This window comes from Gelidibacter maritimus (assembly GCF_014062315.1).
Taxonomy (GTDB): Bacteria; Bacteroidota; Bacteroidia; order Flavobacteriales; family Flavobacteriaceae; genus Gelidibacter; species Gelidibacter maritimus.
Window position 1 is genome coordinate 21842 of sequence record NZ_JACGLT010000003.1, and the last position, 22895, is coordinate 44736.

The following is a 22895-nucleotide window of genomic DNA, read 5'->3' on the forward strand; positions in this document are numbered from 1 at the left end:
TAATTAGTTGTTATTTCTTGGGATGCTTTAAGATCTTTCTTGGTTATCTGTGTGTCCAATTATTCCAAAACTTGTTTATTCCACTTCATTTCTTTTAAATTTTACGTTTAAAGTTTATCAATAATAAGCTTCGCTAGAGCCAATGTTTGTGTCTTGTTGGAATCAGCATCCGCAGAGGTTCTTGCGTGTACGTGAATTAAATTACCCTTGTATAAAAAAGTAAGTTGGGTTTTTTTCGTGCTCCAGGTCGCCATATCACCAATGTCATCAACGGATTCACCATCTTTATAATAAGATACAGAAGATTTATACTGTGCTTCTTTAATGTTAGAAACCTGTACAATGCTCATTTCGGCCGCATAGTTTGCCATGTGGCCGTTCATCACTTCATAAGGCCAGGTGATAGATTCCCATTTGTAAAAACAGGTAGGAAAAGTGGTGTTTTTTTCTTTCATACTTGTTTCAGTTTCTGTAGGAATAGACAATGTGTTTTTGATTTCTGTTTCGGACAACAGTTCACAAGGCGATTGAGCGCGCGATTTATCTGAGCCATCCTGAATTTTATCAGAATTGGATTTTTCAGAGTTTCCGCAAGCAAAGACACTTAATACAATGGCAATTAGGACTAATGATTTTTTCATTGTTTTCAATTTAATTATTCGCAACTATTTGACGTTTTAATACAGGAAAATTGGTGCGCCAAGATGTCTTTTGCTCTATAGTTGCTTATAAATCAACAGGAGTTAGGGCACTATTTCTAAATTCAGTTAAGAATAGAGGTGGTGGTTAAATGGAATATATAGTGTTTCAATGGCATCATGGACGAGTTCATTTTTAAAGGTTTTAAAAATAACGAGCGTAAAGCATAGGCTTTTAACTCATTTCTTGAACTGGGGATTCAACTCTTAAATGCAATGGATAAGCTAATCGTCATTAATTTTGAAATTTAACGACAGTCAATTTTTCATTTTTAGGAAATAAACTAAAATTAGTTATACCTGCAAATATAATGGACGTATTTTCTTACGCAAGACCAAGTCAGAATTTGGCAGTTCATACTTAGTATTTGACAAGGTTGACTTAGAATTCAGTAAGAGGGATGTTTCAAAAAGAAGCTAATAAATTAACAAATACATAAAAGTGCGGTCTAGCACTATAACATTATTGTCTGACTAACCAACGGTTCATACGCTGCTTCCGATTGGGATTCATATCAGCTACTTTCAGATGTCTTAACTACGAACTTCGCCCGAACAGCTTGTGGTTTTACACCAATAATATTGTGATTCCAAATTATTTTTACCAGTTAGTTCACAAAGCCGACTTTCAGTGTACAAGTATAAAACTGTCAATTTTCAATGATCTGAACCCAGTTTTAGGATAGGGTCTAATGAGTTTGGAATCGGATTTCTTGTATTTTATCTGTGTCAGAAATTAAATATTTTACAACGAGGTTGCCCTTGAAATCAAAATGCGCAATACCTTCATGATCAGCATTGATATATCTATAATAGCCTTCGTTTTCTGAAGGCACTAATCGGGCGAAAGTCTTAGAAGAACCGTTTTTGTAAAGGTTAAACCCATTTTTACTTTGTTTCAGCTTGTAGCTTATATTTTTAAAGCGCAGCTGTGTTGGTGCTTTGATCACCTTAGTTTTAGAGGTAGGGTTCTTCATGAAATCTGGTACATCCAAGCCTTTCCCTGCTGTTTTAGCATTGACATTATGCCAATGGTCAGGCGTTGCGATGCCTACTTCTTCTGCTTTATCGTTTGGATTGTGAAAATGGTCAGGAACCGCTACACCTTTTTTTTCCGTATTGTTGTTGGAGAGTTTTCTCTGTTGATGCTTATGAACTTTTATGGATTTAGCTTGTGACTTCATTTTTACATTTGAAAAACTATAATTCAATCTTTTGATGGGTTCAAAGGCATTCACCAGGGCGTCCTGATAGGCCGATTTATTTTCTCTTTTAATGAGACCTTCTTGCCCGCTCTCAAAAACGACCTTGCCATGACAATTTTTCAAGGTTGATATGAGTTTGTTTGCGCTGTCTTCGGAAACTTTATCTACATCCGCATGAAGTCCAAAGCACGGGTTCTTTTTAAGTTCTGTTGGCATTTTACTGCCTTTTATAATTGTTATGAAACCTTCTTTCTGAAATAATTTAGTGGTGAGAGACGTTAATTGGTAGGCCTTGACGTTAATCCCAAAAGTTTTTGGAACAATGATATATTTATAGCCGTTAAGATCTTGTGCATTAAGCGCATTTAATCCGACGATCAGTGCGATAAGGAAAAATATCTTTTTCATTATTTATACTATATAGTTAAAGGTTAACATTCTGTTCCTTATCGAGATTCATTTCAGTTTTTCTTTTTTGCCACGTCTAGATTAAAATTGAAATGGGTTATATGATTATTTTTTAATGCACAGTAATTATAAACTCTGAGCAGTGTTTTAATCATTATTCTTACGAACTTTCAAGCGTAGGAATCTCTTTTCCTTTCCAATCAGAGAACAGCTTTGGGGTATTATCCAGACTGAGATTGGCATGTTCTAAATGAGATTTTTCTGCATTTTGTATACTTATTCCATACTCAAAACAATTTTTAAATACCACATCATGGATCTTTAAAAACCTTGAAGTTTCCAGAAAAATGGCACCGTTAGGTTTTTTGGTGGTTCTGCCGGCATTTTTTATGATGACGTGTCCAATTTCATTTAAAGGACTGCTGGATCTCACATTGATTTGTTGCCAAAATCCAGCAATATCATGTTCTCCACGAATAGTAATGGGATTATCGGTGGTGCCCACCATAATCAATGAGGCGTTGTCATCTACGTGAATCCATTTTTGTGTAGACATGATAACTTCAGTGCCAGGCGCTACCGTAAACACGCCATCTTCAATCCTAAAGTTACTTTGAATGAAGTAGGGCACATCCAATTGAGCCCAAGTAGCGTCGCCGTGTATGGTTCCACCATCTAATTCAATATAATCCTTTTCATTTCCAACGAATTTATTGGTGTCATTAAATAATCTTAAACGCGAGACATCCGTTTTAAAAGGAATTTTATTTTTTGTGAAGGTGCAGTTGGTCATGGTTATATTTGATACATCTTTTCCTACCCGTTTATTGGTAAGCATTCCATAGTTTTTACTATTTGAAAACGTACACCGATCAAGCGTTAACGTGCTAGTATCGTTTTGAATGTTCAAAGCCGCTTTTGAGTTGCCACCGGCATAATCAACAGTAACATACGTCATGGTATTGATCATACTTGAGCTTTCCGTATAAATGCCTCTCCAAAAGCCTTTTATTTTTTCTTTGGCAGTAAGTACAATTGGTTTTTCGGCAGTTCCTTGTATTTTAAAGGAAGATTTACTCCCAAAATTCAGTCCTGCATCCTGTTCAAAGGCAATAACTACACCTGGTTCTATGGTTAACTTGCCATCAACCCTAGCCATACAAGAGATGACATAATCTATTTCGGCTTTTGGGTTGTCCTTTAAGATGGCATTGGGGTGTTCATTAAAATAGTTGCAGTCCAATAAAACGGCCGATGTGTCGGCCTCCGAGAAATCAGGACTCGCGGTGCCTGGAGCATCTGGAGCAATTTGGGATCGATCAGCCTGTTCCGAATTTGAACTTATCGCCTCACTTTGGCTAGCAGTGGCTTTGTCAGCTTGGCTTGGATTTTGCTCTGACTCTAAATTTTTTGTGTCACCTTTTTTATCATCGCCACAACTGACAGCAGCAAAGCCCACCAAAAGCAAAAATAATACGATTTTGAATTTTAATTGGATTGTTTTCATGTGTAATGGAGTTTATTGAGTTTTGTATCTTTTGTAATCATTTTATATTCATTTATTTTGGACAGAAAAAACCCGCCTAATCCTTCGTTAAGGTGAGTGCTTCGCCGTCTCTTATAACTACAAGTTCTGTTTTTGTAAGCAGTTGGATTTCCCAAATAGTACTGTTTCCATTTTCAATCACCTTGATTTGATCGTCAGCGATAAACTTAAAAGTTGCATTTATCGTGGCACCAGCTATACATTTGTCACTACTATGGTCTTCAGCATAGGGTTTTATGTGTAAGATATAATCGTCTGTAAATTGAAAAAAGGTTTTTTTAGTGCATACGGATAAGGCCGGGTGTCCTTGAATACGTTCATAATACCATTTGCCAATAATAATGTCTTCAGGAGGCAGTTTAACAATTGAAGAAGATGCAACACCGCTTAGGGCAGGATCTCCTTTTATTGTAACCCGGTCACCGGTAACCATGAAAGGCTCTCCCGGAAATCCATAGACTGTGATTTGTTCAGTGCTGACCTCCTTAATAGGCATAGCACCCATGCGGTGATCATTGTTATAAAAAGACAAAAAATAAGTGGTGTCCAAAACCTCCAATTGGACCTTTTTTTCAGAGTCGTCTTCTGTTGAATTAAAACTTATTGGGAGGGTTTTATTTTGATAAGTTACTTCATAATTCAGTTGCTTTATTTCGGCCCTGGTCAAGCATGTTTGCGTGGGTTGCAAGCGTACAAAATCAATAGGTTGCTTTGCGCGATCTGGTATTAAACGCAAGCGATTGGGATTCACAAACAGAAACTCTCCTCCAATTGGAATTGAGCTGTCCTCCACAGCGAGTCGATTATCCTTGATATGGTAGGTAGTTGCCGATTGACGTTGGTCAAAATCATAAAATATCAAACTGTCTCCGGAGAACTGAATCACAGTGGAATGTCGGCTATTTATTTTAGAGATATACCACTTCCCTTCCAAGCTTTGTGCTAAAGATGGCGTGCTTGTAAAAACCGTAACCAGAGTTAGTAAAACCAATATAGATTTGAAAATAGAGGCGTTTGTTTTCATATATTAAAAGCATTTCTGACAAATAAATGGCCAGTTTCATAAGCTCTATGCGCTTTAGGCGCTATAAGCTTGTGATTAAAACACCTGCCATACTTTTCTGGCGAGATATATATTTATGCGCACTTAGGAAAACTTTAGATATGTAAAAGTTTTCTTTCGATTTAATGAAAGGGATCCAATTGTTTTATGAAATATTATTAATGCAGGGGGATTCAGGTGAATAGTTGTTTTGAAAAAACACTAGGGTCCAAAGATAGTCGATGTATTTTCTTACACAAGTCGAAATCAGAATTTGGCGGCTAAGACTTAGTATTTGACTACTTTGACTTAGAATTCAGGCATACATCTATTTATAGAATATTTTTTATTTGTAAGTGAATGGAGAAATGGAGAAGAATACACACTCTGAAAATATTGCGTTTGAAAAAGACGAATGGAGGACTGAAGCGTGTTTTTTAGGTGTATTATTTAAATACTATCACCATAACGGATAACTAATTACTTAAAACGGATCATGGTTTCCAGGATTTCATTGATCTGTTGTCCTTTTTGTCTTGATACAGGAATTTCCACATTATCATGCATTATAAGACTACCTCCATCTTGTTTAAGAATCCCTTTTACAAACTGGGGGTTTATTAAATGCGATTGGTGTACCCTAACAAAACCGTGGTCCTGCAAAAGTTCTTCTATTTCCTTTAAGGTTCTGCTGATTAAAATTTTGTTTTGGTCCTTACAGAATATATAGGTGTAATTGCTATCGGATTGACACCTGACAATATTCTGAATCTCCGTTATTTGGTAACCAACACCTGTAGGCAAGGCAATTTGAGAACAATTTTTATTATCGTTTTTTAAATGATTTTGTAGGAGTTGCCATTGCTCTCCGCTCGTTTGTTTACGTCGCTTTTCCCAATTGGAAAGTGCTTTGACAATATTTTTTTCTGTAATGGGTTTCAATAGGTAGTTGATAGCACTATATTGAAAGGCTTTAATGGCATACTGGTCATAGGCGGTGGTAAAAATAACATCAAAATCAATGGGTAGCAGATTGTCCAATAGTGCAAATCCGTTGAGGTTGGGCATTTCTATATCCAGAAACAGCAAATCTGGAGGATTATTTTTTATAAATTCCAATCCAGTGAGCGGATTCGTAAAAACACCGATAATATTATAGTCGGCGTGCACTTTCTTAATTAAATTTTCCAAGACATTGGTGCAATGGTCTTCATCGTCGATAATAATTATGTTGGTCATGTCTCAATATTTATAAGTTAATGTAATACGCGTACCCAGTGCTCGATTGTCTTCTTCAAGATCAGTAATTTGAAGATAAATGGCCAGGTCATTCAAATGATTATATAGGGTCAATCGGTCCTGAACAATGGTTGTGCCCATAGAGTTATGCAATCTTTTACTCTTCTCACTTGCTTTTCTGCCAATACCGTTGTCTTCTATAATGATTTTTAAATCCTTGCTGGTGTCGAAAGTAATGGTCAATCTTTTCTCGGCTTTTAAACTGGGGTGTAGGCCATGCCAAATAGCATTTTCTACAATAGGCTGTAAGAGTAACGGTGGAATTTCAAATTGCGAGAGCGCTTCTTTGGAATCCACTTCTATGACATAGTTGAAATTCTTGCCCATCCGACTTTGTTCCAAAGAAAGATACAATTCTAAAATTTCCAATTCCTCCTCCACAGTTATTTTTTTGCGGTTGCTATTTTGCAGGATCTCACGAAGCAAACTTGCAAAATCGTCTAAATAGATTATGGCGTCTTCATTTCTAGAGGTCATAATCAAATTTTTTATAGCGTTCATGCTATTGAAAATAAAATGCGGATTCATTTGAGAGCGTAAGGCCATCATTTCGGTTTCCTTTATTTTCTTCAGAAAATCATCCTTTGTTTTTTGTGTCTTTTCACGCTCTATTTCGGAGTAAAGACGAATGAGTTCTTGGGTCTTTTTTTGTACTATTTCATCGAGTTTACGATTCATAGTTTTTTGCAAATGTTGATTCTCCTTAAGTTGGTCAATAAGTTCTTTATTGGCTTTTTCTTTATCTTGTTGAAGTAAAAACGTGTTTTTTCCTAAAGCGAGTGAAAAACAATACACCTCCGCCAATAAACCGATCTGAAAAATAATATTGGGAGATTCTTTAAAATTAAAGAAATGACCAGGGATGAAGTTCATTCCAGTGTATGCAACATAAGTGCTTAATAAGGCACCAATAAAGAAGAAGGTCTGTCCGATGATAAAATAGATCAACAGTGGATGCTTCACTTTGTAGATGATCCAGAAAATCAAAATGAAATTTGCGGGAAGAATTATATAGCGTACGATATAGAAAATTCGGACCGCGTATTTTCCATTAAGCAGAAAATAGCTCACGGCAAAATTAGTTATTGCGTATAGAAAACAGAGAAGTCCGAGATAAAAAAGAATTTTGGCAAGTAGCTTATCATAAGATTCAATCTTTAAAAGCTGCAAAATAAACAAGACATAAAAACCAATAAAAAGAAATTGAATGGGTTCAAATAAATCGAATGCCAAGCTCGGGTTATACTCAAAAAAATTGCCGATTGGCGCCATGGTATTCCTGAGTGTCAAGAATCCATAAACAAGCTGAAAAAGTAAATAGCCCAGATAGTAGAAGTAAAGTTTTTCGCGCACTCGTAACCAAAATACAAGTGCGAAAATGGATATTGTGATTAGTGATATAATGTAGAAATAGATAAACCCTATGGCGTAGGTTTGATCATCATAATGGCTAACGTAGGCCTCCCAATAGCCCAATTCTGAAAAAAGAACTGGTGTATCTCGAGGTTTTAAGTTTTCAATGTCAAGTTTGACATAAACCAGTGACGATTGGAGGGGGGATAAGCGTAATTTGGTAAACGTTGGATCTGATGGATTGGCTCTTTCGGATAAGGGAACATAATAACCATTGATCAGGGTTTCCTTCTGCCGCCCATTTTGATGGTAAACAGTTGTATAATCATAATTGCTATATAGATGAATGTCTACGGGTTCTCTCGATTTATTTTCAATTTCAACTTTAAGCCATAGCGAAGTTTCTAAGGAAGCTGTGTGTGTTGCTTCATAAGGGCGCCAAGATGAATTTTGTCTGATATCGTTAAAAGATGCTGCTCTATCAGCTTGAAGAACTTGTACATTTTTATTCCCGGCTAATGTTACTTGTTCAGGAAGAGAATCTGCCATAATCTGCCCAAAGAGTTGAGTAAAACCCAATGATAAATAGCAAATTATAAGCGCAAGTATTTTCATTGTAGCTAAAATACCATTCTATTTTTAAATGATTGGCTGTGGCTTAGAATTTAGCTCCTTTGATTTAGTATTTGGTATGTTTTGAGTTTTTAACCGCCCATGGAACCGTCCAAACTAAATAATCATTATATAATTAATGATTTCTAAGAATTGTCTTTTGGTGTGCTTTTCAAATTAATCATGGATAAAACTACTGGAAACAAGGGGAACTTGTCATTTATTGTGATTTTCACTTGAATTTGTTTTATAGACCCCACAATATGGGTAGGATATAATAAACAAATAAGGTTAAAACTATAATTGATATCAGATTCATCCAAAATCCAGATTTCATCATATCAATGATTCTTAAATAACCAGAGCCAAAGACGACGGCATTTGGTGGTGTAGCTACTGGCAACATAAAAGCACATGAGGCAGCTGTAGTTGTTGCTACAATTAACACAAAGGGGTTAACGTCTAAACTCACTGCAATTGGTGCCAAAATTGGTAAGAGCATAGCTGTAGTCGCCAAATTGGAAGTTATTTCCGTCAAAAAGTTTACGGCAACGATAATAATGAAAACTAATAAAAACAGAGAAACTCCAATCAATAAATCAATCTGACTTCCCAACCACAACGCTAAACCAGTTTCTTTAAAACCTGCAGCTAAAGCCATTCCTCCACCGAACAATAAAATTATTCCCCATGGAATTTTTACAGCATCTTCCCAGCCGATAATTCTTTGGTTTTTATTTTTCGTAGGTAAAATAAATAAAATCATGGCAGCACTCATCGCTATGATCGTATCATCTATTCCTGGAATTATGGACTGAAGTACAAAGGAGCGTGTAATCCAGCAGATTGCTGTGAAAATAAAAACAATTAAAACAAGTTTTTCTTCAAATTGCATTGGTCCCAATTCTTTTATTAATCGATTGATCTCTCCTTTCCCTCCGGGAAATTCCTTTTGTTTAAACTTGAAAGCCACACGTGTTAAATAAAGCCATGCAATTGTTAATAATATGATTGAAATTGGCAGTCCATATTGAATCCACTGCCCAAAGGTGATTTCTATGCCGTAGGCTTTTTGAACAAACCCTGCCATTACTAAGTTGGGTGGTGTACCAATTAGCGTTGCAATTCCACCAATGGACGCTGAATAGGCGATACTGAGCATTAAAGCTTTTCCGAAATTAGTATTCTCATTTTCTATAGTTGTAGGGTTGTCTTTCAATTGAGCAACTATGGACATCCCCATAGGTAGCATCATGACTGCCGTAGCAGTATTCGAAATCCACATGGATAGAAAAGCAGTGGCCACCATAAAACCAAGAATTACCTTATAGATATTGGTTCCTATTCCTTTGATAATGTATAGAGCGATGCGTTTATGTAAATTCCATTTTTCGATAGCAATTGCTAGAAAAAACCCTCCTAAATAAAGAAACACATACTTATCACCATAGGCGGCAGTAGTATCTTCAATTCTCATAATACCTGTTAAAGGAAATAAGATTAAGGGTAACAGTGCTGTTGCAGCTATAGGGACGGCCTCTGTTGTCCACCATATTGCTACCCAAATAGTGACTCCTAACATAAAATGGGCACTCTCAGGCATGTCTTGAGGTTTGTCTATAAGTGTTAGGATAAAAAAGGATAATGGCCCAAGGATTAGAGCTATAGTTTTTTTTGGGAAAGTCATGAATGTGGTTTTTATACTCTGTGAAGCTTAGGACGATGAAAAAATCATAATTACTAACAAGCCATACTACTAAGTATGGCTCATTGATGATTTTTACCGTAAACTCATTTTATTTAGAAACTTTCTCTTTGTCAGTTTTTTCTAACCAATACAGCAAATAAGGAATGTTGTTTGCATGCGTCCATCCAAAAACTCGAAGTCCCATATTCAGCTCCCAAATTGCAGCTCTATCTGAATCTTCTGGTAGTCTCGAGATTTCCAATAAAGCATCACTAAATTCTTTTTGAGTGGTTGCGCTACTTATTGTTATTGGAAGTTTTGACACTTTTAGGGTCTCGGCTCTTTTTTGGGCTTCATCAAAATAAGCTTTGTTTCCACTTAATTCATATCCAAGAATTAGTGGATAGATAGTAGCTAAATAAGACTCCATTTTATGGTTCAATGGCGGTACGTTTTTAACCCATCTGGCATGATCTATAAGTGCTTTCTTCACCTCTTCACTTCCAGTTAATTGATAGTATTTATTTAAGCCTTGGGCCACATAGGTTTGTGAATAACCATATCTGTCCAATAAAATATTCCCGCCTTGTTCTTTTTGAAGGTCCAGCAAAATTCTTACACGATCGTCCAGTTCAGTTTTATATTTTTCTAATTTGGTAGCGTCATAGAGTTCCATTAAATTAAGTACAGACAAATATAATCTTCTGCCTCTTAAGTCGTGATCTCCCCAAATTCTCTTTATATAGGTGTCTCCGGTCATTTTCGCAACCTCGAGCGCTCTTTGATCTCCTGTTATATAATATGAAGCTATCCAACCTTGAATCCAAACATGGGCACTAAGGACGGCATTCCAGTGCTCACTAGCGTGTCTGAGACCAACTCCTAAATAGGGTGTGGATTCTGGTTCATCTTGATAATTCCAAAAATCAATCGACTCATTAATTTCTCCTATGTAAATTCTTTTTTTAGGCCAATGAATATTGTCGACATCCATGGTATGCTTACTCATGCTCTCGGCCATGTGATAGTATTTAGGATTGCCTGTTCGCATAAAATTTGTCCATAAACTAAAGTCAGCAGTCGGTTCATTGTTGTTCCACATATACCATTGATCATTGAAATAATATGTTTTCATATCACCATAATTAAACATACCGTACCAAGATTCCCATTCTTGATTAAAGGCCATCCAATCGTACTTATATTGTAAGGCATTTTCAAATTCTGGAAATTTGGTGCTATAAGGCGCCATATTTCCATAAACTTTAGAATCGGTATACCATTTTGGACTTGCATGGGCAATAGGAGGGTCTAAAACATAATCCATGGTGTTTTCAATGATTTCTGTTTTTTGGGCAGTATGAAAGTAATAAATGAACTCAGTAGTTTTAGTAATTCCTTGAGCGAAGTTGGCTAACATTTCACTATCTACCTTTGTATTGGCTCGTTCGAAACTCATAGGATCAATACTGGCTGGCCATACATATGCATTAACCGAGTTAGTAGTGGGGTCAATTTCTAATTCTTTGGGATATTCTTGAAGAAAGTTCTTTATTCCTATGCTAATTCCTTTTGACTTATCAGAAATATCAATCCATCCTTTCGCCCTTTCGGCATATACAAGTGGTGATTTATCATTAAAAACCGTTGCAGAGAACCCTTTTTCTTTTTCTGTGGAAGTAGAAGTTTCCATAGCTTTCTTTTGCTGAGGCCCTATCTGTAAAACTCCCATCTTCTTATCGGCAAGTGTCGTATCAAATGCGTCGTCAGCTTGAATTGTGTTTAAATCCCTGTCGGTGTTGGTTGAAGTAGAAAATTGAACCTCTTTATCTAAATGGTATTTAAACGTTAAACCACATCCAGCAATTTGATCATTAGGTTGGGTCCATCCTATATCATCAGTTGAGGCTTCTGAAATAATGTTTTTGTTTTGAGTAGCAATATTGGCATATTCGCCTTCTTGAATTTTATGTTTATCTGGTACACCGGTATAGGTGAGTGTGTGCAGTACTTTAATGTAACTTTTTCCTGCATAGGCGTGAATTCTTAATGTGAAAGGCGAGTCGTTATTGTCGCTTTGATTATATTTATATGTGCCTTCTATTCTAAATATGATATGTAAAGGTCCAGAGCCTTTTTCTCTGAAAACTTCATTGACGATGGCTTTTGAAAGATCAATTCCAGAATCGTCTAATATGTCTAAAAAGGTGCCTCTATAGTTTTCTGGTGCCGATGCAATCAATTCATCTTTTGAGTAATCTTTGTCACCGTTTTTATCTATATATACTTCATCTAAAAACCCATGTCCTTTCTTATTAATATTAAATTTTAAGGTCCCGGTGTTTACCATTATACCTCCAGTAGGTCTCATATTGTTTGAAGAAATAATTCGCTTTTCTGGTTCCATAGGATAGATACCTTCGCCATACTCCAGAGTATAATCAGAGGCTTCATCTGCAAAAAAGAATACCCAAATCCATTTAATACTGTCGTCTGCCGGTTCCCATGTTGTAACTTCTGTAGTTTGAGATACAATTTCTTTCCCCTTACTATTTAGCATCCTAACATTATCAACTGAAAATAATTCACCTTTCGGAAACGGAATTCCTAAGGTTATCGGAGCCCCTTTTTTATTGTTTTCAATTTTTATAGGGATTTGTTTTTGGATTGCTGCGCTAATATTAAATGTTATGATTAGTGCTAGCAACAATAATATTCTATTTTTCATATTCTAAGTTGTCGTATTGTTATTTGATTTTTGGATGCATAAAGAGGCTGCACCTAATATTGCCGATCCTTTTGTAGTTGATACTTCAATTACTAAATTTTCGATTTGTTTTTGATAAGCAAAAGAACTCAAACTTTCAAGCATGGCATCTTTAAAATAAGGATAGGCCTTACTGATGGAGCCTCCTAAAAAAATGGCATCCGGTGCGAACAAATACAAGATATATTTAAGGGTTTCACCCAAATGTTCTCCGTATTCTTTAAAAGCCTTCAATGCTATTTCTTGTCCTTTTACTGCTTTTGTCGCCACATCTCTGGCTGTTGAATTATAATGTTGGGAAAAGAAGAAACTTCCAGCGTAGTTTTCGATAATACTATCTTTATAAGGCAACATTCCTATTTCGCCAGCCCCACAAAGCACACCGTTATAAAGAACTTTATTAATTATTATTCCCATACCAACACCTGTGCCTAAAGAAAGTCCTATAACATTTCCGTACTTCTTGGCTTGACCATATGTAAATTCTCCCAAGGCGAAACAATTGGCATCATTGTTTATAAAAACGGGAAGATTAAATTCTTTTTCAAGGATTTGTTTCAATGGAATTTCCTTCCACGCAGGTATATTTTGCACATCATACACTATTCCATTGACAGGATCTACTACTGCTGGAACGCCAACACCAATGGCTATCACTTCTGAAGTTAGATTTTCGCGTATAACCTGTGTCAAATTTCGCAGAGTAACATCTGCAGTGGCAGTGCTATCAACTAAAATATGAGCTTCATTTTTAATCGAATTACCTTGAACTGTACCGACATTAATTGTCGTTCCTCCTATATCTACACCTAGTATTTCCATTATCCCAATTTTAATTGCTCTTTTTAAGGCTTATGGTTTTATTGTTTACTAAGGGTTTGGCCCAAAAGCCAATGGAAAGGATGAACAGTAAAGGGATGATAAGGAAAAACAATGCTGCTCTTAAACTTATAAGTTCACCCAGCCAGCCGACGATAAAAGGAACAATAGCACCGCCAGCTATCCCAGTACATAAAATCCCTGATAGAGACCCATGGTGGCTCGTAACCGAGTTAAGTGCCAGTGAGAAAATAATGGACCACATAACTGAGATAAAAAACCCAATAAGTGGGAAAGCTATCAACGCTACATTAAGTGAGCCAGTAATAGCTACTATAACTGTAACTATGGTAATTGCAGTCGCCAGGATAAGGAGCTTTCTACTATCCATAATTTTTAAAAGCAATAGTCCTAAAAGACAACCTATAGTAAGCATTGCCCAGAAATACGAGACTGTATCTGCACCGATGGTTTGTGCATCAACATTGTGATATTCCAGTAAAAACTGAGAGATCCAGCTGCCTATCCCTTGCTCAGTTCCTACGTAACAGAAAATTCCTAAAAAATAAAGTATGGTCCACTTATTTTTCAAAAGATTCATATAAGAACTCTTATCTCCGGCTCTTTCATCTTCATTTTTTTCAACTTGTGGATACTTTATAAAAAGAACCACGATCAACATAATCAAGGCGATAAATGAAAAAACAAAATATAAGGATACCCAAGGTAGGTTTGAGGGAACAAAATCTCTCAATAAACTAGCTACAGTCTGTGTGTTTGAGCTGATATCACTTACTAAATACTTATATAAATAAGGACTTGCAAAAGACGCCAAGCCAAATATGAGTTGTGCTAATACAGAATTGAATGCAAAATGTTCTTCCCCTCCCGCAACTCTAAGCATTGGGTTAATAACCACTTGAAGGACCGCCATACAACATCCCAAACTAAATAAAGTGATGGTAAATGTGATATAGCTTGGGTTGATCGCAAACAAAAACGAAGCGAGAGTCATCACAAAAAATGATGCTACCAATAAGGTTTTGTTGCCATATTTTTCCGATAAAAATCCTGCAGGAATGGACATTACCCCATAAGCAATAAAAAACGAAAATGGGAGCAAGCCTGTGAGAGTTAGACTTAAATCAAAACTCTGCTTAACGTCTACAATTATAGAGTTAAGTATGTTTGTTATAAAAGAGATCACAAAGAAAACTAACATTACCAATAATATGATATGGTAGAATCTCTTTGTTGCTTTATCTTGGTTAGTCATGTTCAGTTATTAATTTAGTGTGATAGTTAGGTGTTTATGTGTAGTGCTTCTATTGCTTTAGCATAGGAAAGAAGTGTTTAATTTCTTCATCAGTAGGTTGTTTGCCATACTCACAGATTTCAAAAAATTCTACGTTTTTTACTTTTGACACATCTGCATTTGGATACCATTTATTTAAAGCCTCTGAGCCGGTCTTATCTAATGGTCTTCCCTTCAGAAAAACATTCTTCATCCATTCAAAACGTTCGTTTTCTCCTTTAGGAATCTCGTCCATATTCATTCCCATGACCCATGGCATCCATTCAAATACTTGCGATTCATGAGCTGCAAAAGCTCTTTGCTTTTGTTCCATAACATCATCAATAACCACAGCGATGTCTTTAGAGAAAGGATAGGGTTTTTGAAAGTTATCTTGCATATACAAAAAGATTGGATTCTTTTGTAATGGTGGTGTATCTGGTGTGACATTTGGAACAATGACTAAGTACGCAGCATCTTGAACGGCAATCCCGGCATTTCTATGATCCGGATGATAATCATTAGGTCGTAAACCAAGAACAATATCTGCATCCCATTCTCTAATGGCCCTAATGACTTGATGTCTGACCGCTAAGGTTGGAAATAATTCGGCGTCATGATTATCTAAAACTTCATATTCAATGCCTAATATTTCTCCTGCCTTTTGAGCTTCTGCACGCCTTCTTTTACCTAGTACGCCACCGCCCATATCTTGATGACCTGCATCACCATTAGTGAGTGCAAGAAATTTAACCTTGTGTCCTAACTTCGCATATAATGCAGCTGTTCCACCAGCACCAAAATCACAATCGTCAGGGTGGGCACCAATGGCAATGATCCTTAACGGAGTATTTGATTTCTCTTGAGCAAAGGTGTAAAGGCTCATTAAAAGTGTGAATAATAAAAATGCTGTTTTTTTCATTTTGTTTTATTTTAGTTGATTAACATTGGGAAAAGTCGTCTGATGTCTTCATCAGTAGGTTGTTTTCCGTATTCACACACCTCAAAAGATTCCACATGTTTTGCTTTTTTTGCTTTTTCTGATCCGTACCATTTCGTTAAAGATGCCCGTGCATTATCAGAAACTGGTCTACTCCAGGCGTTGATCAGAAAGGTTCTCTTGTCCTTTTCGTTCTTAGGAACTTTTGAAAGCATTCCTGCTGTCCAGGGCAACCATTCATAAAACTGGGAAGTGTGTGCATCCAAAGCATCCATCTTCTTATCAAAAACACTGGTAATATCAACAGTGATATCTGCTTTAAATGGAGTTGGTTTTTGAAAATGATCCTGTAGGTAAAGAAAAACAGGATTCTTTTTTAATGGCGGTGTATCTGGTGTGACGTTAGGAACGATAACCAAATAGGCTGCATCTTGTACCAGAACGCCGGTATATCTGTGGTCTGGGTGGTAATCTACTGGTCTATGTGTAAGTACGACATCGGCATTCCATTTCCTTATTTCTCTGATAACTTGATGTCTTACTTCAATAGTTGGAAACAGTTCACCATCATGATTATCAAGTACGGTGTACTCTATGCCTAATCTTTTGCCAGCTTCTTGTGCTTCAGCGCGTCTGATTTTTGCAAGATGACCACCACCTTTTTCATAATGGCCTGCATCTCCATTTGTTACTGACACGAATTTGACCCGGTGACCCATTTCGGCAAATAATGCTGCCGTACCGCCCATTTTATTATCACAATCATCAGGATGCGCACCAAACACAATAATATTTAGTGGCTCGTTCACTTTCTCTTGTGCGTTGATAGTTGTAAGGCTAAATATAAAGCACGACGTAACCATCAATTGAATAATTTTATTTTTCAAAATTGAAAATTTAGAGGTTATAATATGATTTCATAGAAATTGGTCACACACTATTCATGTGTGACCAATTAGAAGTAATTTTAGTTTGTGTTTTGAACAAAACCTGTGTTGATGTCCATTTCCCTTTGTGGGATGTAGAATAAATTTCTAACAGCAGCTTCTGCAATGAACGGTTCTGCCTCGTGAACTTTTTGAGCAGCCACACCAAATCTTTTTAAATCTGGCCATCTATGATTCTCAAAAGCTAATTCCACTTGTCTTTCATTTAGTAATTTTTCTGTGAAAGTACCGGGAGATGATGCATCAATATCTGCTAAACCTGCTCTTGTTCTTACTTCATTAATTAAATCGTAAGCTTCAGTAGATTCTCCAATAGCCTCAGCAAGCATTAATAGAACATCTGCATACCTGAAAACTACGAAGTTATTATCTGCATCATTTTCAGTTGGTGGATCACTCCAAAACTTTTTAATGTATTTGGCTAATACCGTATCACCAGAAGCATTGATGTATGAAGTTCCCAAAGAAGGATCCAGTCTTAAATCGCCAGGAGCGTATGCGGCAACCAAAGCATCTGTTGGTCTGTTTCTACCAAAACCTTGACCTGTCTGCAAAAATGCACTTGGAGAAAAATCATTGGTAAATGAACTACCTTGGCCTATACCGCCACTCATAAATTCCACTTCAAAAATAGACTCCTTGTTATTTTCATTAGCCTGTCCCCACAGATTAGCATAATCACTTACTAATTCATAGCCATAGGAGGTTTTAATCCGTCTTAAGACTACTTCAGCTTCGGAATTTTTGTTGAGCGTCAATAAAACCTTTGCCAATAAAGTGGCTGCTGCACCTTTGGTAGCTCTTCCTTTATCTCCAACAGAATAAGAAACTGCCAGATTGCTTTCAGCTAACGCTAAATCTGAGCTTATTTGTGTTAAGACTGTATTCGCATCCACTTGAGTCAATTCATCTCCAACAGAAAATGGGGTTAATTGTAATGGGATATTTCCATAAGCGATGGCTAAATGATAATACATAAGAGATCTTAAAAATAAGGCTTCGCCAATAATTCTATTTTTAACATCAGCATTCATTTGTATGCCATCTATTCGATCTAAGATGACGTTACAATTTGCAATAACAGAGTAGGAATCTGTCCATACGGCAGTAATCTGCTCATTCAAAGGGTCTTCAGTGAATGCGTTTATTTCAGCATATACCCTTGCTAAACCTGTAGCGTCTGGACCTTGGTCGGTATTGTCACCTCTCATTTCAAACATTGTCCAATAGCCTCGTCCATATACACCGTTGTTTTGTAAACCGGCATAACTAGAGTTAATAGCGGAAACGAAGTCGTTTTCGGTGTTATAAAAGTCTGCCTCATTCCGGTTAGAAATAGGTGCTAAGTCAGTAAAATCACTGCTGCAAGAACTTAAGACTACCATTGATAGAAATACTATAATTATATTTTTCATTTTGATTCGTTTTTAAGTTAGAAATTAAGATTCAGTCCCACAGTAAATGACTTTGTCAATGGGTAAGCTCCATAATCTTCACCAGGAGTTAAACTACTATTTGGACTTGCACTTACTTCTGGATTGTATCCTAAATAGTCAGTTTTAGTAAACAGGTTTGTTCCAGTCATATAAATTCGAAGCTTGGTAATGTTAGCTCCAAAAAGATCTTTAGTTGGTAAGGTATAACCAAGGGTCATGTTTCTTAATCGTACAAAAGATCCATCTTCTACCTGAAAAGATGAAGGTCTTGCATTGTTTCCATGATTTCCTGATAGCCTATCAGCTCTATGAATCTTTCCGTTTCCTGGTTCGGCTTCTGATTTCCATCTGTCATTGAAAACTGCGTACGAATTGAAGTTTGCCTCACCATTTTTCAAGTGTCTGCTAGTTAAGTTTAAAATTTCATTTCCTTGAACTCCTTGAATTAGGAAGCTGAAATCAAATCCTTTGTAACCAAATCTGTTCGTCATTCCCCACGTATAATCTGGAAAATAACTCCCTGTTACAGTTCTGTCGGACGGCGTAATTTTTCCATCACCGTCGACATCTTTAAACTTTAAATCTCCAGGTGCAGGATTTGGTGCTTGAGTATCTACAGGAGAGTTTGCGATATCTTGGGCGTTTTGATAAATCCCATCAACAACGTAACCATAATAACTTCCTATTGGATCGCCAACACGAGTAATATGTCTGATTCCTGCCTGACCTGATGAGAAAATAGGCTCACCTTTGGAGTTAAGAGATAATACTTCATTTTTGTTTGTGGAAAAATTAAGATCTGTTTCCCATGTAAACTCTCCAACAAAATTTCTGCTTTTTAAAGCAATTTCAAATCCTTCATTCTTTACCTCTCCAATATTCTGTAAGGTAGTTTGAAAACCTGAAACGCCCGAAATTCCGACATTTAAAAGTAAATCTGAAGTAATTGTTCGGTAATAATCTGCCAATAAAAATATTCTGTTATTAATTAAGCCTAATTCTAATCCGATGTTCGTTTGTTGAGATTTTTCCCATGTTAAATTTGGATTAGGAATCGTTGATTGAATCAAACCGTTGATTTCATTGCCACTAATGTTATAGTTGTTTGGTGAGAGTAGGCCGATAGCGCCATAATTCGGGATCTCAAAATTCCCTGTTTCTCCCCAACTGAATCTAAATTTCAACTCTGAAATAGATTCTATAGATTGCATGAAGTCTTCTTGAGTAACTCTCCATCCCACAGAAAATGATGGAAAATATCCGGTTTGATTGTCCTTTCCAAAACGAGAGGATTTATCAGATCGAAATGTTCCTGTAAATAGGTATTTGTCATCATAACTATAATTCAGTCTAAACAATGCAGAAACTAAAGACCATTGCTCTTTAATTGAATTACCTGCATAGACTTGCCCGCCACTGATAGTATGCACCAAATCATCTGGAAAGTTGTCTGCCATCACTTGCTTTATACCAATATTGTCTTTTTGGGCGGTATATCCTGCAATAGCATTAAAATAGTGTACGTCAATTTCTTTTTCCCAATTTAGGGTATTTTCCCAAAGCCAATTAACTTCTGTAGAAGATGAGGCCTGGGCATAAGAGACGCCTTCTGTTGCTTCTCTAAAAAGAAGTGTGTTGGCTCTATAAAAATCCCTGTTGTAAACATTAACGTAAGTACCTCCAAAAGTCTTGAATGTTAATTCTGGTAGAATTTTATAGGACAAGCCTAAAGACGCTCTTGTTTGAAATTGAAATAACTTATCATCAATAGCATCAATAATCGCTAAAGGGTTACTTGCAGAGGTGGTCCCGCCTCCTAAATGAGATTGATTGTCTGTTTGATTATACGATCCATCGGCATTATAAGGATTAACTGTTGGAGAATGAACTAGAGCTGAATAAACTATTCCAGGAGGCGTTGCAAAATATGGTGCAGACCCTGGTTGTCTTTTGTTTTCTGTTATGGTTGGTGCAATTCTTAAATCTAAATTAAGTTTTTCACTCACTTGAGAATTTAAATTAAGCATCAAGTTATATCTTTCGAAATTAGATTCTGGAATAATACCATCTTGTTTAAAATAGCCAGCAGAAGCATGGTAGCTTGTTTTATTCTTCAAAGGAGAAGCATAAGAAAAATTATAACTCTGTGAATTTCCAGTCTTAAAAATTAGATCTTGCCAATCTGTATCTGTGCCATCCCAATTAATAAAAGAAATTGGCATTTCATAATTGGCGTTTCCTCTATCTCCTGGGCCAATTGGATCACTTGCTGATGCACCTGGGTTATCCTGCAAATAGGCGTTATTTCTTGCATCTCTTGTAAAGTCTATTAGCTGTTGTGAGTTCATTAAATCAACTTTTTTAGCAACATTTTGAGTACTATAAAAAGAATCAAAGGAAAAAACTCCTTTATCAGAAGATGTTCCGCTTTTAGTTGTAATTAAAACTACACCATTACCACCTCGGGAGCCATAAATTGCTGCTGCAGAAGCATCTTTTAATATCTCTATTGATGCAATGTCGTTAGGGTTAATAGTTGCCAATGGATTTACTGGAGGCGCTTGAAAATTGCCGCCTCTTTTAGCCAAATCTCCTTGAATTCCTATAGTTGTTAAGTTTTTTGAAATGGGAATACCATCTACTACAAATAATGGATCATTACCAGCTGATATGGAACCAGAACCACGTATCCGTATGTTTGGACTTGAACCTGGTTCACCCGATGTCTCTTGAACCTGTACACCTGCTACTTGACCAATTATTGCATTCTCTGCACTTATGACAGGAATGTTTACAATGTTTTGTGGCGATATCGACGAAACCGCACCTGTTACTCTTTTCTTAGATAAAGTTCCATAACCAACAACTACAATTTCATCTAAGGCCGCCGCATCTGGAATCATGGTTATGGTGATGTTCGATTTTCCTTCAACATTTATATTCTGAGTTTTGTAACCAACGTAAGATACTATGATTTCTGTACTATTCGTTATATCCACTTCAAAATTACCATCAAAATCTGAAACGACTCCTACGCCAGTACCGGTTACTTGAACAGTTGCTCCAATCAATGGCACGCCTGATTCATCCAGTATAGTTCCTTTAAGCTTGTTCTGAATTTTAATAATAGTCTTGTCTTTTATAATTTCAGGAACAACTGTATTTTCAGTCTTTTTTGTTACTACAATTTGGTTAGAAGTGATTTCATAATTCAAATTTGAGTTTTTAGAAAGTTCTTTTAGCAACTCTGATAAATGAACTTCATTAGATACGAGATTTACTTTCTTCTGGGTCTCAATATCTGATGTTTCATAAAAGAACATATATCCTACAGAATCTGTAATAGTCTTAAAGACCTTTTTTAAAGGTTCGTTTTTGATGTTAACAGACACAATCTCATTCTGTTCGCATAAAATGTTTGCATTTGCATTTATGCAAAAAAGCAGTGACAAGAATAGAGAGGCTCTCGTCAAGTTTTTTACTCTTGGTGTTGTAATTATTTGCATCATACTTTTTATAAATTTTGAGTTTAGTTATTGATTAGTGTACTAGTGATAATTCATTTACTTCATAATCATTGAGGGTTTTTAGGGTTATTTATAGTAATGATCTCATCTTTTCTTTGGAAGGAAAAGTTAGTATGGGTCTTTATAGTATTTAGGATTTTTTCAATACTATCATTTTTAAAAGTTCCATTATATCTGAAACTATTAATGTCGTGAAAGTTATTTATGATTTTAACATTATAATGGCGTTCTAGAGTTTTTTGGATCGTCTCAAACTTTTCATTTTCGAAAGTCAATATCCCTTCTTTCCATGAAATATATTTTTGGATATTTACAGTAGTAATCTCTACATCTTCCGAATTGCTTGAGAGTGAAGCCTTTTGAGATGGAATCATCATCTGATAGTTCTCTTGGCCTTTTATCGAGGAATTTGTTTTTACCCCTACAGAGCCTTCAACTAAAACTATTTCTGTCTTATCATCTTCTGAATAACAGGACACATTGAATTCCGTACCGTAAACCTTTGTAATACTATTTTTCGAATTCACAATAAAAGAGGAATTTGGAGCCGTAGTAACTTGAAAGAACGCTTCACCTTCTAAAAAAACTTCTCTTGGTTCATTTTTAATAAAAACATTTGGATATTTAAGAAGACTGCCAGAATTTAATAGTATAGATGACCCATCTGACAACACCACATTAAATGTTTTTCCATAGGGAACTTTAAGGATGTTTTGAAGTGGTTTGTTCTTTCTGTTAGTCGGCTCGGCTACATAGGTTAAGACGCCATTCTCCACAATGGCAACTTCGTGACCGGTTTTAGTCTTAATAGTTTTGTCTGTATCAATATTAAAATATTGCTTGTCACCATTGATAAGTTGTAATGTGACCTGATCTGTCATTTCCACAAACGGACTGACGTGGTTTTCTTTCTTTAATAAATACAATGTTGATAATAGAACACCTACAATCACAGCTGCATATTTAAAGTAACGAACAAACCTTTTTATTCTGAAATTAGATTTGGATTTGGAAGTACGTATTTGCCTTAAGAAATCATCAAAGGCAGTTTGGACTTCACTACTGTTATAGGCAATATTAGAAAGTTGATGTGCCTGAACGAATTCTTTAAATATCTTTTCATTTTTCTTTGAGCCTACCCAGCGGAGAAGTTTCTCTGTCTCCTGAGGTGTCGCTTCATTTACCAAATACTTGACAATGATTTTCTTGGCATTAAATTCCTTCATACAAAACTTAAACAATTGTTAAACTTATTAATAAGACGTAAGAATTTTAATAAACCCCCACTCTTGTTTATACAATTATAATAAAACTA

At 36.1% G+C, this 22895-nt stretch carries 15 protein-coding genes; all 15 read right to left on the minus strand.

What is annotated here, in order from left to right:
* Positions 1 to 107 precede the first annotated feature (107 nt).
* The gene (locus tag H3Z82_RS04675) at positions 108 to 641 is read right to left on the minus strand and encodes a hypothetical protein (protein ID WP_182203074.1); all 534 of its coding nucleotides are present in this window, start codon (positions 639 to 641) and stop codon (positions 108 to 110) included.
* Between the two features lie 746 nt (positions 642 to 1387).
* Positions 1388 to 2311 carry a hypothetical protein gene (locus H3Z82_RS04680; protein WP_182203076.1) on the minus strand — a complete coding sequence of 308 codons (924 nt, stop codon included), beginning with the start codon at positions 2309 to 2311 and terminating at the stop codon, positions 1388 to 1390.
* Positions 2312 to 2471: 160 nt separating this feature from the next.
* Entirely contained in the window at positions 2472 to 3818 is a 1347-nt protein-coding gene (locus H3Z82_RS04685; RefSeq protein WP_182203078.1) for a right-handed parallel beta-helix repeat-containing protein, read from the minus strand.
* Positions 3819 to 3894: 76 nt separating this feature from the next.
* Positions 3895 to 4881, minus strand: coding sequence for a hypothetical protein (locus tag H3Z82_RS04690; RefSeq protein ID WP_182203080.1), 987 nt, complete (start codon positions 4879 to 4881; stop codon positions 3895 to 3897).
* Between the two features lie 498 nt (positions 4882 to 5379).
* Positions 5380 to 6138: a LytR/AlgR family response regulator transcription factor gene (locus tag H3Z82_RS04695; RefSeq protein ID WP_182203082.1), complete on the minus strand. Its 759-nt coding sequence runs from the start codon at positions 6136 to 6138 to the stop codon at positions 5380 to 5382.
* Positions 6139 to 6141: 3 nt separating this feature from the next.
* Positions 6142 to 8100 (minus strand): histidine kinase, encoded by a 1959-nt coding sequence (locus H3Z82_RS04700; protein ID WP_235982370.1) that lies wholly within the window; start codon positions 8098 to 8100, stop codon positions 6142 to 6144.
* Between the two features lie 310 nt (positions 8101 to 8410).
* A complete protein-coding gene (locus H3Z82_RS04705) occupies positions 8411 to 9850 on the minus strand; it encodes an SLC13 family permease (protein ID WP_182203086.1) in 1440 nt (479 codons plus the stop codon).
* 109 nt (positions 9851 to 9959) lie between these two features.
* On the minus strand, positions 9960 to 12578 hold the full coding sequence (locus H3Z82_RS04710; protein ID WP_182203088.1) for an exo-rhamnogalacturonan lyase family protein: 2619 nt from the start codon (positions 12576 to 12578) through the stop codon (positions 9960 to 9962).
* A gap of 3 nt (positions 12579 to 12581) precedes the next feature.
* Entirely contained in the window at positions 12582 to 13439 is an 858-nt protein-coding gene (locus tag H3Z82_RS04715; protein WP_182203089.1) for an ROK family protein, read from the minus strand.
* A gap of 10 nt (positions 13440 to 13449) precedes the next feature.
* Complete coding sequence (locus H3Z82_RS04720) at positions 13450 to 14712, minus strand: MFS transporter (RefSeq protein WP_182203091.1); 1263 nt, start codon at positions 14710 to 14712, stop codon at positions 13450 to 13452.
* A 49-nt stretch (positions 14713 to 14761) separates the two neighbouring features.
* On the minus strand, positions 14762 to 15652 hold the full coding sequence (locus tag H3Z82_RS04725; RefSeq protein ID WP_182203093.1) for a PIG-L deacetylase family protein: 891 nt from the start codon (positions 15650 to 15652) through the stop codon (positions 14762 to 14764).
* 11 nt (positions 15653 to 15663) lie between these two features.
* A complete protein-coding gene (locus H3Z82_RS04730) occupies positions 15664 to 16557 on the minus strand; it encodes a PIG-L deacetylase family protein (protein WP_235982371.1) in 894 nt (297 codons plus the stop codon).
* Positions 16558 to 16637: 80 nt separating this feature from the next.
* Positions 16638 to 18032 (minus strand): RagB/SusD family nutrient uptake outer membrane protein, encoded by a 1395-nt coding sequence (locus H3Z82_RS04735; RefSeq protein ID WP_182203095.1) that lies wholly within the window; start codon positions 18030 to 18032, stop codon positions 16638 to 16640.
* A 17-nt stretch (positions 18033 to 18049) separates the two neighbouring features.
* Positions 18050 to 21562, minus strand: a complete 3513-nt coding sequence (locus tag H3Z82_RS04740; RefSeq protein WP_182203097.1) for a TonB-dependent receptor — start codon at positions 21560 to 21562, stop codon at positions 18050 to 18052.
* 65 nt (positions 21563 to 21627) lie between these two features.
* Positions 21628 to 22806, minus strand: a complete 1179-nt coding sequence (locus tag H3Z82_RS04745; RefSeq protein WP_182203099.1) for a FecR family protein — start codon at positions 22804 to 22806, stop codon at positions 21628 to 21630.
* Positions 22807 to 22895: the final 89 nt, after the last annotated feature.

Excerpts from the sequence above, each read along its gene's own strand:
- H3Z82_RS04675 (WP_182203074.1), bottom strand. The coding sequence starts at position 641 with ATGAAAAAATCATTAGTCCTAATTGCCATTGTATTAAGTGTCTTTGCT.
- H3Z82_RS04680 (WP_182203076.1), bottom strand. The coding sequence starts at position 2,311 with ATGAAAAAGATATTTTTCCTTATCGCACTGATCGTCGGATTAAATGCG.
- H3Z82_RS04685 (WP_182203078.1), bottom strand. The coding sequence starts at position 3,818 with ATGAAAACAATCCAATTAAAATTCAAAATCGTATTATTTTTGCTTTTG.
- H3Z82_RS04690 (WP_182203080.1), bottom strand. The coding sequence starts at position 4,881 with ATGAAAACAAACGCCTCTATTTTCAAATCTATATTGGTTTTACTAACT.
- H3Z82_RS04695 (WP_182203082.1), bottom strand. The coding sequence starts at position 6,138 with ATGACCAACATAATTATTATCGACGATGAAGACCATTGCACCAATGTC.
- H3Z82_RS04700 (WP_235982370.1), bottom strand. The coding sequence starts at position 8,100 with ATGGCAGATTCTCTTCCTGAACAAGTAACATTAGCCGGGAATAAAAAT.
- H3Z82_RS04705 (WP_182203086.1), bottom strand. The coding sequence starts at position 9,850 with ATGACTTTCCCAAAAAAAACTATAGCTCTAATCCTTGGGCCATTATCC.
- H3Z82_RS04710 (WP_182203088.1), bottom strand. The coding sequence starts at position 12,578 with ATGAAAAATAGAATATTATTGTTGCTAGCACTAATCATAACATTTAAT.
- H3Z82_RS04715 (WP_182203089.1), bottom strand. The coding sequence starts at position 13,439 with ATGGAAATACTAGGTGTAGATATAGGAGGAACGACAATTAATGTCGGT.
- H3Z82_RS04720 (WP_182203091.1), bottom strand. The coding sequence starts at position 14,712 with ATGACTAACCAAGATAAAGCAACAAAGAGATTCTACCATATCATATTA.
- H3Z82_RS04725 (WP_182203093.1), bottom strand. The coding sequence starts at position 15,652 with ATGAAAAAAACAGCATTTTTATTATTCACACTTTTAATGAGCCTTTAC.
- H3Z82_RS04735 (WP_182203095.1), bottom strand. The coding sequence starts at position 18,032 with ATGAAAAATATAATTATAGTATTTCTATCAATGGTAGTCTTAAGTTCT.
- H3Z82_RS04740 (WP_182203097.1), bottom strand. The coding sequence starts at position 21,562 with ATGATGCAAATAATTACAACACCAAGAGTAAAAAACTTGACGAGAGCC.
- H3Z82_RS04745 (WP_182203099.1), bottom strand. The coding sequence starts at position 22,806 with ATGAAGGAATTTAATGCCAAGAAAATCATTGTCAAGTATTTGGTAAAT.